The sequence below is a fragment of the Campylobacter felis genome (genome assembly GCF_030250085.1).
Taxonomy (GTDB): domain Bacteria; phylum Campylobacterota; class Campylobacteria; order Campylobacterales; family Campylobacteraceae; genus Campylobacter_D; species Campylobacter_D upsaliensis.
Window position 1 is genome coordinate 82,013 of the sequence record NZ_JANURX010000004.1, and the last position, 14,652, is coordinate 96,664.

The following is a 14,652-nucleotide window of genomic DNA, read 5'->3' on the forward strand; positions in this document are numbered from 1 at the left end:
ATGATCTTTGAAAAGCAAGATTACCAGCAAAGCTGCATTGACAACATCACAAGCCTTTTGGCAAATTTTGATTTTAAAAAGCAAGATAATCTAAAAGAGTGCTTGAAAAAATTTTACAAGCACACCCCCATGCCCGTGCAGACCATCAGCGAGAAGCTAAATTTAGATATTTTAATGGAAACAGGCACGGGCAAAACTTTCACTTATCTTAATCTCATCTTTGAGCTTAACAAGCATTTTAAGCAAAATAAATTCATCATCTTCGTGCCAAGAAAGGCGATTTTAGAATCAGTCAAGCAAAATATCAAGCTTACAAAAGACTACTTTTATAGCGAGTATCAACAATATTTAAGAGTGTATGACTCTACTAGCAAAAGTGCCATTACTAATCGTTATGTTGAAAATCAAGACGAGCTATCTGTGCTTATTTTGACAAATAGTGCCATTGATAAACAAAGCAATATCCTCAACAAAACAAATGAAAATGCCAATCCGCAACAATTATTCCAAGTGCCACAAAGCATTTTTGAAAACATAGCCGCGCGCAAACCCATCGCCATCCTCGATGAGCCACATTTGCTAAAGGGCGAAGCGTTTAATCGCTACTTTTCTAAGCTTAATTCTCTTTACTTTCGCTTTGGTGCGACCTTCCCCAAAGAGGGCAAAAAGCCAAATGACAAAGAATTTGCACTTAGCAATATGATCTACTGCCTTGATTCTATCTCTGCATTTAGAGCATATCTTGTCAAGCAAGTCAAAGTCCATACTATAGGCTCAAGCTCCACGCAAATTTTCCTAAAGTCCTACAAAGGCAAAAAAGCCATTTTCTCCTACACACAAAGCGGCATAGAAAAAGAGCAAGAGCTAAGACTTAATGAAAGCTTTAGTCAGCTCAATGGTGCGACCTTACTCAAGGTAGAAAAAGACAAAGCCTACTTTAGCGATCAATCAATCCTAGACAAAAAGGGCGAAAGCTATCATTTAGATGAAGATGAGCTTACCGCCCTTTTAGGCAAGGCTATTGATTTGCATTTTGAAAAAGAGCAAAGGCTTTTTGCCAAGGGCATTAAGGCTTTAAGCTTATTTTTTATCCCAAATATCGCGGATTTTAGAGGCGAAAAGCCCTTTATCAAAAGCACTTTTGAAGAGCTTTATAAGGCAAAAAGAGAGGAGCTTTTAAAACAGGATTTAGATGAAAATTATAGAGCATATCTAGCGCAAGACTTTGATGAAAGCGGAAATTTACGCGTGCATCAAGGCTATTTTAGCGGCGATAAAGGCAGTAAAGATGACAAAGAAGCCGCAGGGGTTAAGATGATTTTAGAAGAGAAAGAAAAGCTTTTATCTCTTAACACGCCCTTGCGTTTTATCTTTAGCGTATGGGCTTTGCAAGAGGGTTGGGATAGTCCAAATATTTTTACTCTTACCAAGCTTGCAAGCTCAAGTAGCGATATAAGCATACATCAGCAAGTAGGCAGGGGACTTCGCTTATGTGTCAATGACAAAGGCAAAAGGATCACCCATAGATTTATGGACTTTGATGATGATAGCTTTTATAGGCTTAATTACCTTGATATCATCGTAAGCGCAAAGGAGTCAAACTACATAGGCAATTTGCAAAAAGAAATAGAAGATTCTAGCTATATCCTTAGTGATAAGGCTATCAATCAAGATGAGCTTAATACGCTTCTAAACAACCAACGCCTAGCCTCTCGCTTGCTATCCACCCTAGAAGATTTAGAGCTAATCGCCTTTGATGAGAGTGATAATACCTACATCATACAAGCCCCCATTTATGAGAGTATCAAAGATGATGATAAAATCAAAAAGCTTTTAGGAGAGAGCTTTGATAAAGTGCTAAAATTTTTCAAAGCCAAAGAAAGTCAAAGCCCAAACAAGCACGATCAAATAGAAAACGGCGACAAAAAGTCAGATCAAGTTACCATCCGCCCCGATTTAGCCAAAGACTTCAAAGAGCTATGGGAGAAAATCAACCAAAAAGCCAAGATCACCTACCAAGACATTAAAGAGCAAGACATCATAAACCAAGCCGCCAAAGAATTTAAGAAAACAAATATAGAAAAAGAAAGCTACACCTATGAGAGGAAACGCTACGACGCCCAGCAAAACATTATCATCACAGAAGACTCCATAACACTAGGCGATATAGACTACCAAGCAAGCTTTGCCAAAGATATGCAAAATCTACTCCTAGACTTTAGCAAAGAAGCCAAGCTTCCTCTACGATTTTTGCTACAAATTTATGCCAAATGCGACAAAGAGAAGTTTAAAAACTCTCCTAAAAAGGCTTTCGCCACACTAAAAAACATCATCAATGACCAAATTCACCACAATTTACTTCAATGTATAAGCTATGATTTTTCTACCGCTAAAAATGAGAGTAAAAGTATCTTTTCTAGCGGGACTCTCCCACGCCACAAGCTAGGGCGTTACTATGAAAGCGGCAAGCCAGCGAATAATTATCTTTATGAAGAGATCGTTTATGACTCTAAGATAGAACGCACCATCATCACAGAAGATAATGAAAAAGTGGATTCTAAGACTATAAAAGTCTTTGCCAAGCTGCCTAAGCTTAGCATCCCCACGCCTTATAAGCACTATGAGCCAGACTTCGCCTACTTTTTAGAAGATAGCAATGGCAAGAAGATCTTTTTTGTCTGTGAGAGTAAGGGCTATAATGATGAAAACGAGATTTCAAAAAATGAAATGCAAAAGATCAAATACGCTGAAAAATTTTTCGCCCAACTAAGCCAAAAGCTAGAAAATGACAATATCCAAATCATTTTCAAAAAACGCATAAACAAGCAGACCCTACTAGAGTGCCTAACACAAGGAGAAAACAATGCCAACTAAGCAAAGACTAACCAAACAACACATCACACAAGCCCACATCATTGATAGCACCAAAGAGCATAACCCTCTTTTAGACTATCTTGCAAAGCACCACCCCCAAACCATAAGCGAAGAGCGACTAAACCTAGACGCCTTAAGCCAAGCACTAGGCTTTAGCCCTAGCTCTATGCAAGGCTATGGGCTAAGCTTCATCGGCAAACCTCTAGCAAACGCCCTATACTCCACCCCCACCACAAAAGAGCTAAAAGAGCTAGACCCCAAACACTCACAAAACATCATCATCAAAGGCGACAATCTCCACGCCCTAAAGCTCCTAAAATCCGCCTATGATGGCAAGATAAAGATGATCTACATCGACCCTCCCTACAACACAAAAAACGAGAAATTTATCTATGATGATAACTTTGTCAAAGAGTATCAAAAGCTCTTAGTCGAGCTAGATTTACTAAAGCTTGATAGCAATGGCAAAGTGCTAGAAAAAAGCGAAGTGCTACACTTCCTAACCAATCCTAGCGGAGATAAAACCCATAGCGGCTGGCTAAGCTTTATGCTGCCACGACTTAAACTCGCTAGAGATTTACTCAAAGATGATGGCGTGATTTTCATAAGCATCGATGATAACGAACAAGCAAATTTAAAAATTCTCTGTGATGAAATTTTTGGGGAAGAGAATTTTGTTTGTAATGTAATTTGGCAAAAGAAAAAAGGTGGCAGTCAAGATTCTCAACATTTAGCAAAAGAACACGAATATATTTTGTGTTATCAAAAACAAGATTGGGAAATAAACGAGCAAACACAAGAACAAAATGAAAAAGATTTTAGCAAAATTATCAATGGCAAAAAAGCAAAGATTTTAAAACTTGAAAAATGGGGTAACCACTCTTTAAGAACAGATAGACCAACTCTTTATTATGCGATTAAAGACCCAAATGGAAACGATTTTTATCCTGTTGCACCAAATGGGGCAGATGGCTGTTGGCGAAAAAAGCCTGAAAATTTAGATAAAGAACATATTTTTTGGCAAGAAGATTCTAAAGGAAGATTAACGCCTTATGAAGTGATATATTTTGATGAAGTGTTAGATAAACAAAAAATAATAAAAACACGCACAATTTTTACCGAATTTGGCACAACAACGGACGCTACAAAAGAAATACAAGCGATTTTTGGAGATAAAGTTTTTGACACTCCAAAACCTGTAAATTTAATAAAACATTTACTCAAAATATCCACAACAACCCCTAGCACTTCTGCGGGGGAGGAGGGCGATATAGTGCTTGACTTTTTTGCCGGCAGTGGCACGACAGCCCACGCTGTAATGGAGCTAAATAAAGAAGACGGGGGCAATCGTAAATTTATCCTAGTGCAGCTTGATGAGCTTATCGATGAGAAAAAGAGCAAAACAGCGTATGACTTTTGCAAAAATACCCTAAAAAGCAAAACGCCCGTGATAAGCGACATCACCATCGAGCGCGTCAAAAGAGCGGCGGCTAAAATCGCTAAACAAGATTTACTAAGCGCAAAAGAGCTAGACCTAGACTTCCGCCTTTTTACTATGGTGCAAAAGCCAGAGCTTGTAAGCGAAGAAAATGATAGTCTAAGGCTAATCATCCACGCAGACCTAAGCCCACAAGATAAAGCCCTAAACCTAGCTTTGCAAGATAGCAAAATGCTCCATAAAAAGCTAGAATCCATTATAAAAGATAAGCTCTATCAATGTGAAAATAGCCTTTATATCGTCAAAATGGATAAAGAAGTGCTTGACTACATCAAAAACAAAACACACAATGAAGAAGTCCATCTAAACGCTTTTGATGATATTGACTTACAAGAGTATCTTAACCTTGAAAGCCACCTAAAAGCACGCTTAAAAGTGGTGCTTCAATGAAAAGCTTTATTGTTTGTGCGCTTGAGCCTTCAGCAAATTTACATTTAAAAGAAGTGTTAAGGGCTTATCAAAAAGAGTATGGAAAATTTGAGCTTTGGGGGATTTATGATGAAAATTTATGTAAGGAGCTAAATTTAAGCTCTAAGCCTCTTTATAGCTCACACGAGTTTAGTGCTATGGGTTTTGTGGAGGTTTTACCGCTTATTTTTAAGGCAAAAAGAGCGATTAAGGAGCTAGTGAGTTTAGCTTTAGAAAGAGAAAAAGAGGACGGAGGCTTTAATGCCGTGCTTTGCATCGACTCACCCGCCTTTAATATACCCCTTGCAAAGGCTTTGAAAAAAGCGGGGGTTAGGGCGAAAAAAATTTACTATATCCTGCCGCAAGTGTGGGCGTGGAAAAGAGGGCGAATCCCCGTGATAGAGGCGCATTTTGATGTTTTAGCTTCTATTTTGCCTTTTGATAGGGAATTTTTTACAAAAAGCATTTATGTAGGACACCCCTTACTTGATGAAATTTGCGAATTTAAAGACAACTTTAATATGCAAAAAATCCTCACAAAAAAAGAGGAGGAAAAAATCATAGCTTTTTTGCCGGGCTCAAGGGCGAGTGAAATCACGCGTTTAATGCCTGTTTTTAGGGAGCTTTCTAAAAATTTTCAAGGCGAAAAAGTGCTTTGTGTGCCACCCTTTAATTTAGACAAAATGCACCTTTATGGCGATGTGGAGGGCTTTAAAATAGAAAGCAGTGCGCCAAATTTGCTTAAAAGAGCCGATTTTGCTTTTATTTGCAGTGGGACGGCGACTTTGGAGGCGGCTTTGGTGGGAACGCCCTTTATTTTAGCTTATAAGGCTAGGGCGGTGGATGTTTTCATCGCGCGCCGCTTTGTGAAGCTAAAGCACATAGGACTTGCAAATATTTTTTGCGACTTTGCAGGAAAAGAGCCACTAAATCCTGAATTTTTACAAGATGAAGTGAGTGTGGAAAATCTTTTAAATGCTTATAATAAATTTGCTTATAAGCCTTTTTTTGCTAAAGTGGGCTTTTTAAAAGAGTATTTAGGCTTTGGCAGTGCGAAAAATATGGCAAAAATACTTGATGAAATTTAAAGGAAAACTATGGAAAAAGAAGCGATGAGTAGCTTTGGCTTTGAAAAATTAAGTGCGGAATTAAAAGATTTAAAGGACAATCAACGCCCAGCCGTTGTCGTAGAAATCGATGTAGCAAGAAGTCATGGCGACTTAAAAGAAAACGCCGAATACCACGCCGCAAGAGAAAAACAAGCTCTTATAGAAAGCCGTATAGCAGAACTTGGAGGCATACTTTCAAGAGCGCAAGTGATAGACCCCGCAAGTTATGAGCACGATAGTGTGAAATTTGGCTCAAGTGTTGTCATTATGGACTTAGAAAGCGAAAAAGAGAGTAAATACACCCTTGTAGGCACTTGTGAGGGGGACCTTGAGAGGGGCTATATCTCCATAGCCTCCCCGCTGGCAAAGGCCATGCTGGGTAAGGGCGAGGGCGATGAATTTAAGGTGCGACTGCCTAAGGGGGAGAGCGAATTTGAGATTATTAGTATAGCTTATGAGCCTTTGAAATTTTGATGCTTACACTTAAAGAGGGGGCATTTTTTGTAGCCGATGCGCACGAAAATGAGGATAGGAGGGGTTTTTGGGATTTTTTACAAGCATTAGAAAAGGGTGAAATTCACACGCCCCAGCTTTTTTTAATGGGGGATATTTTTGATCTTTTGGTTTGGGAAGTAAGTGCTAGCCACTCCTTTGCTATGCCCTATATCGTTTTGCTTGAAAAATTATGCGAGAAAATGGAAATTTATTATCTTGAGGGCAATCACGATTTTAATTTAAACAGATTTTTTAAAAAAGTGCAAGTTGTAAGCCTACAAAATCAACCTTTAATTTTGCATACAAGTAAAGGTAAAAATGAGAAATTTTTTTTAGCGCACGGCGATATTTTTTTAAATCCATTTTTGCAATTTTTACTTAAAAGCTTGAGAAATAGATTTTTACTTCGCTTTTTAAATGTGCTAAATTTCTTAACTTTTTCTAGTATAAGTAAGCAAATTTTGGCAAGACAAAAGAGAAAGAATCTTTTTTATCCCATTGCAAATTTTAAAAATTTAGCTTATGAAAGATACGCAAAATACCAAGCTAATGGTGCTTGGGTGGTAGAGGGACATTACCATCAAAATTTGCTTTTGAAGGAGGAGAGAGTGAAATATTTTAATTTGCCAAGTTTTGCATATAAGAGAAGTTTTTTTGTAGTAAAATTTTCGCCAGAAGTCAAATTCGAAAAACAAAAATTGAGAGGTCAAGATGTTTGATGAAAATATTGTGAAAACGGGCTCAAATGAGATGGAGCTTGTCGATTTCCGTATCTTCAAGCAAGGACACGAGAAAATTTATGAGGGAATTTACGGAGTGAATGTCTCTAAGGTGAGGGAGATTATCAAAATCCCAAGTCTTACGGAGTTGCCCGGTGTGCCCGATTATATCGAGGGGATTTTTGACCTGCGTGGCGTGGTTATCCCCGTTGTCAATCTTGCGAAGTGGATGCAGATTACCGAGCCTGAGAGTGCTTTGTTAAAGCCTAGGGTTATTATTACGGAGTTTTCTAATATACTTATTGGATTTATAGTTCATGAAGCTAAAAGAATTCGCCGTATTAATTGGAAAGATATAGAGCCAGCAAGTTTTTCCTCGGGTTCTGGAGCTTTGGATAAGGGAAAAATTACGGGTGTTACGCGCATAGAAAATGATGAAGTTTTGCTTATACTTGACCTTGAAAGCGTGGTTGAGGATTTGGGAATTTATGCACCTAAGACTGAGCTTGAGATAGGAGAGGCGGAGAAATTTAGCGGAATTGCACTTATTTTAGATGATAGTATGACAGCTAGAAGGCGTGTAAAAGATATGATGCAGCAAATGGGCTTTACCGTTGTTGAGGCAAAAGATGGTGTCGAGGGACTTAATAAGCTTGAAGAACTTAGCCAAGTTTATGGAGAAAATTTAAAAGATAATCTTAAAATTATCATTAGCGATGTTGAAATGCCACAAATGGATGGTTTCAATTTTGCTGCACACATAAAAGAAGATGAAAGGTTTGAGGGAATTCCATTGATATTTAATTCTTCTTTATCAAACGAATTTATGAATGAAAAAGGCGTGAAAGAAGCCGGCGGAGAGGGTTATTTGGTGAAATTTAATGCAAGTGATTTCTTCTCTGAGATAACACGCGTTTTGAAGAAAGCACAAGGAGAGGAGTAAGATATGGAAGATATGCAAGAAATACTTGAAGACTTTTTAGTTGAGGCTTTTGAGCTTGTCGAGCAAATCGACCATGATTTAGTAGAGCTTGAGTCTAATCCTGAGGATTTGGAGTTGCTCAATAGAATTTTTCGTGTTGCTCACACGGTAAAAGGTTCATCAAGCTTTTTAAATTTTGATGTTTTGACAAAATTAACACATCATATGGAAGATGTGTTAAACAAGGCAAGACACGGTGAGCTTAAGATCACCCCTGATATTATGGATGTGGTTTTGGAGTCTATCGATAGAATGAAAACTTTGTTGAATTCCATTCGTGATAATGGCAATGATAGCGCCATTGGTATGGATATAGAACCTATTTGTGCGAAGCTTACGGCTATTTCAGAGGGCGATGTTTCAGCAGTTGCGTCTGTAAGCGAAGAGCCTAAAGTGGAGCCTAAGGAGGAAGTCGTCCCAGCTACACCTGAGCCAAGTGTTGAACCTGATGTTGATGTGAATCAGCTTAGCGATTCTGAAATTGAAGCGGAGATTGAAAGATTGCTTAAAGTGCGTAAGGCGGAAGATCAAGCAAGACGCGCTCAAAAAAAGAAAAGTGCAGCTCCAACTACATCTAAACCTGCAACTGAAACAGGCGGAGAAAAGAAAGTTCCAGCTTCTGGTAGTGGTGGTGGTATGGACCAAACTATACGCGTAGAGGTTAAAAGACTTGACCATTTGATGAATTTAATCGGTGAGCTTGTTTTGGGTAAAAACCGCTTGTTGAAAATTTATGATGATGTTGAAGAGCGTTATGAGGGAGAGAAATTCCTTGAGGAGTTGAATCAAGTTGTTTCTCAACTGAGCATTATTACAACTGATGTGCAACTTGCTGTGATGAAAACAAGAATGCAGCCTATTGCTAAAGTTTTCAATAAATTCCCACGTGTTGTTAGAGATTTAAGCCGTGAGCTTGGAAAACAAATTGAGCTTGAGATTACAGGTGAGGAAACTGAACTTGATAAATCCATAGTTGAAGAAATAGGCGATCCTATTATGCATATGATTAGGAATTCGTGCGACCACGGCGTTGAAGATCCTACTACGCGTAAGGCAAATGGTAAGCCAGAAAGAGGGGTGGTGCAGCTTAAGGCATATAACGAGGGTAATCATATCGTTGTTGAAATTATCGATGATGGTAAAGGACTTGATGTAAATGAACTTAAGATAAAAGCGCTTGAAAAGAATTTGATTACTGAAAAAGAAGCAGGGCAAATGACGGATAAAGAGGCTTTTACCTTGATTTTCAAGCCGGGCTTCTCTACCGCTGCGAAAGTTACAAATGTGTCCGGTCGCGGTGTGGGTATGGATGTCGTTAAGACAAATATCGAAAAATTAAACGGGGTAATTGAGATAGATAGTGAGCTGGGTAAGGGAAGTTCCTTTAAGCTTAAAATTCCTCTTACTTTGGCAATTATCCAGTCTTTGCTTGTGGGAACGCAAGAAGAATTTTATGCGATACCACTTGCTTCAGTTCTTGAAACTGTTAGAGTGCCTATTGATAATATTTATACTATCGAGGGTAAAAATGTTTTACGCTTAAGAGAAGAAGTGCTTTCTCTTGTGAGACTTTCAGATGTTTTTGGCGTCAAACAGGTGCTTGAAAGTGGCGACCAAACTTATGTTGTGATTATAGGTGTGGCAGAGTCTAAGCTTGGAATTATAGTCGATACCCTTGTGGGGCAAGAAGAAATTGTTATTAAATCAATGGGTGATTATTTGCAAAATATCCAAGGTATAGCAGGTGCGACTATACGAGGTGATGGTAGGGTTACGCTCATTATTGATGTTGGCGCTATGATGGATATAGCAAAAGAGATTAAGGTCGATATCAAAGCTCAACTTGAATCTAGCGTGAAAAAGCCTAAAGAACAGCCGAGCGATTATAAGGTTTTAATAGTAGATGATTCTAAAATGGATAGGACTTTGATGCAAAAAGCTTTAGAGCCGCTTGGTATCAGTCTGCTTGAAGCAACTAATGGCGTTGAGGCACTTAATATTGTCAAATCGGGCGAACACGAGATTGACGCTATGTTAATTGACATTGAGATGCCAAGAATGGATGGTTATACTTTAGCAGGTGAGATTCGTAAATATTCTAAATACCGCCAACTTCCTCTTATAGCCGTCACTTCAAGGACAAGTAAGACGGACCGCTTAAGAGGCGTGGAAGTCGGTATGACTGAGTATATTACTAAGCCTTATTCTCCTGAATATTTGGAAAATGTGGTGCGTAAAAATTTGAAACTAGGATAAGATGATGAGTAATGAAAAATTAAATCAGGTCTTACAAAGACAACAATCTCAAATGGTCGATCGTGATGAGACTAGAAAAGAAGATGATATTGTCCAACTTGTTGGTTTTGTGGTTGGAGATGAGGAATATGCTATTCCCATTTTAAATATCCAAGAAATTATTAAGCCTATAGAATTTACTAGGGTGCCTAGTGTGCCTGATTATGTTTTGGGCGTATTTAATATGAGGGGTAATGTAATGCCACTTATCGACCTTGCCCAGCGTTTTAATTTGGGGAGTTCTAAAATGACCCCACAAACGCGTTATATCGTGCTTCGTGGTGATATAAATGGCAGTGGGGTTAGTAGTAATGCTGGCTTTGTTATTGATAGACTTACAGAAGCGATTAAAATTCATAGGAACAAAATCGATCCGCCACCTGAAACTTTAGCTAAGGAAAAGGGTATGATCTATGGTATAGGAAAGAGAGATGAAAATATCCTTACGATTTTAAAGGTTGAAGCCCTATTAAAGCGTGAATTTTAATGATAAAACTCTGCGTTTTTGACTTTGATTCCACTTTGATGGATGGAGAAACCATAGATATTTTAGCAAATGCTTATGGCGTGGGTGATGAGGTAAAGATCATCACCCAAAAAGCTATGAACGGAGAGCTTGATTTTTTCGAAAGTTTGCATCAAAGGGTGGCCTTACTCAAGGGCATGCCCTGCGAGGAGGTTTTAGCCATCAGCGCGAATTTACCCCTTATGCCCGGCTCTTTTGAACTCATTGAATTTTTAAAGTCCAAAAACATCTCCATCGTGGTTTTCAGCGGCGGCTTTCATGAGGGCATCGATGCGACTATGGAAAGGCTTAAATTTGACCTAGGCTTTGCAAACTACCTACACCACAAGGACGGCAAACTCACAGGACTTGTGGGTGGAGAGATGATGTTTTCAAATTCCAAAGGTTTAATGCTAGAAAGACTTAAGCAATTTTTAAATTTAAGTCAAGAAGAAGTGATGTGCGTTGGAGATGGAGCAAATGACTTGGCGATGTTTGAGCATAGTGGCTTTAAAATCGCTTTTTGTGCTAAGGAAATTCTAAGGGCAAATGCTAGTGTGTGTATTGATGTGAAAGATTTGAGAGAAATTATAAAGGTAATGTGATGAAACAATTTTCTTTATGGTGTGATTTTGTTGAGGATAATTTTTTGGATAATGAATTTGTCGAGTTGTTGCACTCTAAAATTAATGGTGCGACTTCAAACCCTCTTATTTTAAAAAATGTGATTTTAACTCCAGCTTATAAAAATAAAATTGCAAATTTAAAAGGAAAAAAGCCTAAGGAAATTTATGAAAATATAGCAATGAGCGACATTTGTAAGGCGGCAGATAGACTTGCTTATAAATTTGAAAGAGGAGATGATGGCTTTATTAGCCTTGAGATCGATCCTAGAATTTACGATAATGCTAGTCTTAGCATAGGTGAGGCAAAAAGATTGCATAGTGCTATGGGGCGACAAAATATTATGATGAAAATTCCAGCCACTAAGGCTTCTTATGAGGTTATGTATGAATTGATGAAAAGTGGTATTAGTGTCAATGCAACTCTTGTTTTTTCTGGAGAGCAAAATAAAAAATGTTTTGAAGCTTTAAATGAGGGCTTGAAAGCTTTTCGCAAGATGCAAATTTATTCTAAGGCGAAAGAGCCGCAAGCTGTGATTAGCGTTTTTGTCAGTCGTTTGGATAGAATTTTAAATGAAAGAGTAAATGAGCCAAATCAAATCGGCGTTTTAAATGCGAAATTAGCCTACAATTACATTATGGCACAAAATGAGCCAAATATCCGTGCCTTATTTGCCAGCACGGGTGTAAAAGGCGATGATTTGGCGAAAGATTATTATATTAGAGAGCTTTATTTAGATAAAGCCTTAAATACTGCTCCTTTGGATGCTATTAGGGCTTTTAATGGAGAGTGTGAATTTAAGCAAACTTTAAGCGATGAAGAGCTTCAAAAAAGACTTGACAAACTAGTCTCCAAAGAACTTTTAGATGAAACTTGCAGCTATTTAATTGACGGAGCTTTGAAGAATTTTTGTTTTGAATTTGATGATTTGTTGGCAAAATTATCAAATTAAGCGTTTTTAAATGATTTTAAGCTATAATTTCGCTTTATTTTTTTAGAAAGGAAAGAGATGTTAGAAGGTATTATTAGAGAGAGTATCGGTAGAAAAGCGGCTAAGGCTTTAAAAAGAGATGGTTATCTAATTGCAAACATCTATGGAAAGGGTTTGGAGAACATCCACGCAGCTTTTAAGGTGAATGATTTTATTAAAGAGGTGCGTAAAAAGACCACTCTTATTTTTGATGTTAAAGTTGGTGCTAAGATTTTGAGTGTTGTGGTGGTGGATTATCAAAAGGACCCTGTTACAAGTGATTTAAAACATGTGGATTTAAAGGTCGCACAAAAGGGTGTAGTTTCTAAATATATGGTGCCAGTGAAAGTTGTCGGCACTGCTATAGGTCTTAAAAATAAGGGCGTTTTAATCCAGTCTAAAAGACGCTTAAAGGTCAAATGTGCGGCTGAAAATTTACCAAATTTCTTTGAGCTTGATGTCAGTAAGCTTGATGTTGGCGATGCTTTGCTTGTTAAAGACATTGTTGTGCCACAGGGAGTGAGCATTATTGAAGCAGATAGGGTGGCGGTTGTCGGCGTAGAAAAAGCACGATGACCTTAGTCGTAGGACTTGGAAATATAGGGCGAGAGTATGAAAATACCCGTCATAATGTAGGCTTTATGCTTATCGATATGATTTTGAGTGAGGAAAACCAAGCTAAGATTTTATCTCACTCGAAATTTAAGGGGGAGCTTTATAAGATAGACTCCTCCCTACTTCTTAAACCTCATACTTATATGAATCATTCCGGGATTAGCGTTAAGGCTGTTTGTGATTTTTACAAATGTGAGCGTTTGATTGTCATTCACGATGATATAGACTTAAATTTGGGAACTTTGCGTTTTAAAAAGGGAGGTTCTAGTGGCGGACATAATGGACTTAAAAGCATAGATCATTTGTGTGGAAATAATTATGAAAGAGTGCGTATAGGTGTAGGAAGAGGTAAAGATACTATATCGCATGTTTTAGGTCAATTTACAAGCGAGGAGAGTGCGGTTTTAGATACGATTTTATCAAGGGCTAAGGAGGCTTTGCTTGAGCTTATGCAAGGCGATGATTTGTCAAAAATTTCTTCACTTTATAGCTTTAGGACTTGATAATGAGCATATTTTTTCATTTTATTTCTTCCATTTATCTTAAAAATTTTTTCATTTTATTTTTTGCCTTGGTTGGATTTTATTGCGGTATAGATTTGCTTTTAAATTTTAAAGATTTACCCGCATCTGCAAATTTAATTTTACTTTATGTTTTATTTGTTGGTTTTAGTGCTATTACTTATATTTTACCCATTTCTTTGATATTTGCACTCGTTTTATCTTTTTTAACTATGATAAGAAATAATGAATTTGTTAGCCTCTATGCTTTAGGACTTAGTAAAAATAGGGTTATTATTTATCCTTTTTTGTGGGCTTTATTATTTTGTTTTATTTATGTTGGACTGAATTTTACATCTTTTGCGTATGCAAATGAATATAAAAGAAGCATACTTAAAAATGGTGTTTTAAACAAAAAAAGTAGTGATATTTTTTTGAAATTTAATGAAGAATTTGTTTATGTCAAAAGCTTAGATGAATGGTTGGCTAAGGAGCTTAAAATTTTTTCTTTAAAGGATGGAAATTTGAGCCATTTGATTCAAGCAAAGCGTGCTTTATTTAATGAAAATTCTTGGCTTTTAGAGGAGGGAAATATCACTTACATACCGAAAGAATTTGCTTTAGGGGAAAATGGCTATAAGAGTGAGCATTTTGCTAATTTAGAGACACTGGAGGGTTTTAAACCAAAGCTTGCTAAAAGTGTGGCAAGTGGCAAGGAATATTCCATATATGATGCTTATCAAAGTTTGATTTTGTTTGACTCTCAAGGGCTTAATACAAGAAATGTAAAAATCACTCTATACAAGCTCATTTTTGCACCCTTTTTTGCACCCTTTTTGATGCTTATAATGTATTATTATTTTCCAGTGATTGCGCGTTTTTTTAATTTAGCCTTTGTAGCCTTTGTAGCCTTTGTAGTTACTTTGGTGGTTTGGGGAGGATTATTTGTATTTTTAAGACTGAGTGAAAATGGCGTTATAAGTGGAGAATTTGGCATTATTTTACCGAATTTACTTTTGGCTTTTTTTGCCTTATTTATATCATATAAAAAGTGTTAA

13 protein-coding genes are annotated in these 14,652 nt (G+C 37.4%); all 13 read left to right on the plus strand.

The window, feature by feature from the left end:
- Genes NYG92_RS03550 through NYG92_RS03610 form a run of 13 tightly spaced genes read left to right on the plus strand, consistent with a single transcriptional unit; the run spans nucleotide 1 to nucleotide 14,652 of the window.
- Nucleotides 1-2,874 carry a restriction endonuclease gene (locus NYG92_RS03550; protein ID WP_289233546.1) on the plus strand — a complete coding sequence of 958 codons (2,874 nt, stop codon included), beginning with the start codon at nucleotides 1-3 and terminating at the stop codon, nucleotides 2,872-2,874.
- Nucleotides 2,864-4,762, plus strand: a complete 1,899-nt coding sequence (locus NYG92_RS03555) for a site-specific DNA-methyltransferase (protein ID WP_289233547.1) — start codon at nucleotides 2,864-2,866, stop codon at nucleotides 4,760-4,762. Before NYG92_RS03550 ends, NYG92_RS03555 begins: the two co-directional genes overlap by 11 nt.
- Nucleotides 4,759-5,868: a lipid-A-disaccharide synthase gene (gene lpxB / locus NYG92_RS03560; RefSeq protein WP_289233548.1), complete on the plus strand. Its 1,110-nt coding sequence runs from the start codon at nucleotides 4,759-4,761 to the stop codon at nucleotides 5,866-5,868. The genes NYG92_RS03555 and lpxB overlap by 4 nt, the downstream gene beginning before the upstream one ends.
- A 9-nt stretch (nucleotides 5,869-5,877) precedes the next feature.
- Nucleotides 5,878-6,363, plus strand: coding sequence for a transcription elongation factor GreA (gene greA, locus NYG92_RS03565; protein ID WP_289233549.1), 486 nt, complete (start codon nucleotides 5,878-5,880; stop codon nucleotides 6,361-6,363).
- On the plus strand, nucleotides 6,363-7,103 hold the full coding sequence (locus tag NYG92_RS03570) for a metallophosphoesterase (protein WP_349252764.1): 741 nt from the start codon (nucleotides 6,363-6,365) through the stop codon (nucleotides 7,101-7,103). Before greA ends, NYG92_RS03570 begins: the two co-directional genes overlap by 1 nt.
- Complete coding sequence (locus tag NYG92_RS03575) at nucleotides 7,096-8,046, plus strand: chemotaxis protein (protein WP_289233550.1); 951 nt, start codon at nucleotides 7,096-7,098, stop codon at nucleotides 8,044-8,046. Before NYG92_RS03570 ends, NYG92_RS03575 begins: the two co-directional genes overlap by 8 nt.
- Nucleotides 8,047-8,049: 3 nt before the next feature.
- Complete coding sequence (locus NYG92_RS03580; RefSeq protein WP_289233551.1) at nucleotides 8,050-10,341, plus strand: hybrid sensor histidine kinase/response regulator; 2,292 nt, start codon at nucleotides 8,050-8,052, stop codon at nucleotides 10,339-10,341.
- A 4-nt stretch (nucleotides 10,342-10,345) separates the two neighbouring features.
- On the plus strand, nucleotides 10,346-10,867 hold the full coding sequence (locus tag NYG92_RS03585) for a chemotaxis protein CheW (protein WP_270977006.1): 522 nt from the start codon (nucleotides 10,346-10,348) through the stop codon (nucleotides 10,865-10,867).
- Complete coding sequence (gene serB, locus NYG92_RS03590; protein ID WP_289233552.1) at nucleotides 10,867-11,490, plus strand: phosphoserine phosphatase SerB; 624 nt, start codon at nucleotides 10,867-10,869, stop codon at nucleotides 11,488-11,490. Before NYG92_RS03585 ends, serB begins: the two co-directional genes overlap by 1 nt.
- On the plus strand, nucleotides 11,490-12,461 hold the full coding sequence (locus NYG92_RS03595) for a transaldolase (RefSeq protein WP_289233553.1): 972 nt from the start codon (nucleotides 11,490-11,492) through the stop codon (nucleotides 12,459-12,461). Before serB ends, NYG92_RS03595 begins: the two co-directional genes overlap by 1 nt.
- Nucleotides 12,462-12,518: 57 nt before the next feature.
- Nucleotides 12,519-13,055 (plus strand): 50S ribosomal protein L25/general stress protein Ctc, encoded by a 537-nt coding sequence (locus NYG92_RS03600; protein ID WP_289233554.1) that lies wholly within the window; start codon nucleotides 12,519-12,521, stop codon nucleotides 13,053-13,055.
- The gene (gene pth, locus NYG92_RS03605) at nucleotides 13,052-13,597 is read left to right on the plus strand and encodes an aminoacyl-tRNA hydrolase (protein ID WP_289233555.1); all 546 of its coding nucleotides are present in this window, start codon (nucleotides 13,052-13,054) and stop codon (nucleotides 13,595-13,597) included. The genes NYG92_RS03600 and pth overlap by 4 nt, the downstream gene beginning before the upstream one ends.
- 2 nt (nucleotides 13,598-13,599) lie before the next feature.
- A complete protein-coding gene (locus NYG92_RS03610) occupies nucleotides 13,600-14,652 on the plus strand; it encodes an LptF/LptG family permease (protein ID WP_270976997.1) in 1,053 nt (350 codons plus the stop codon).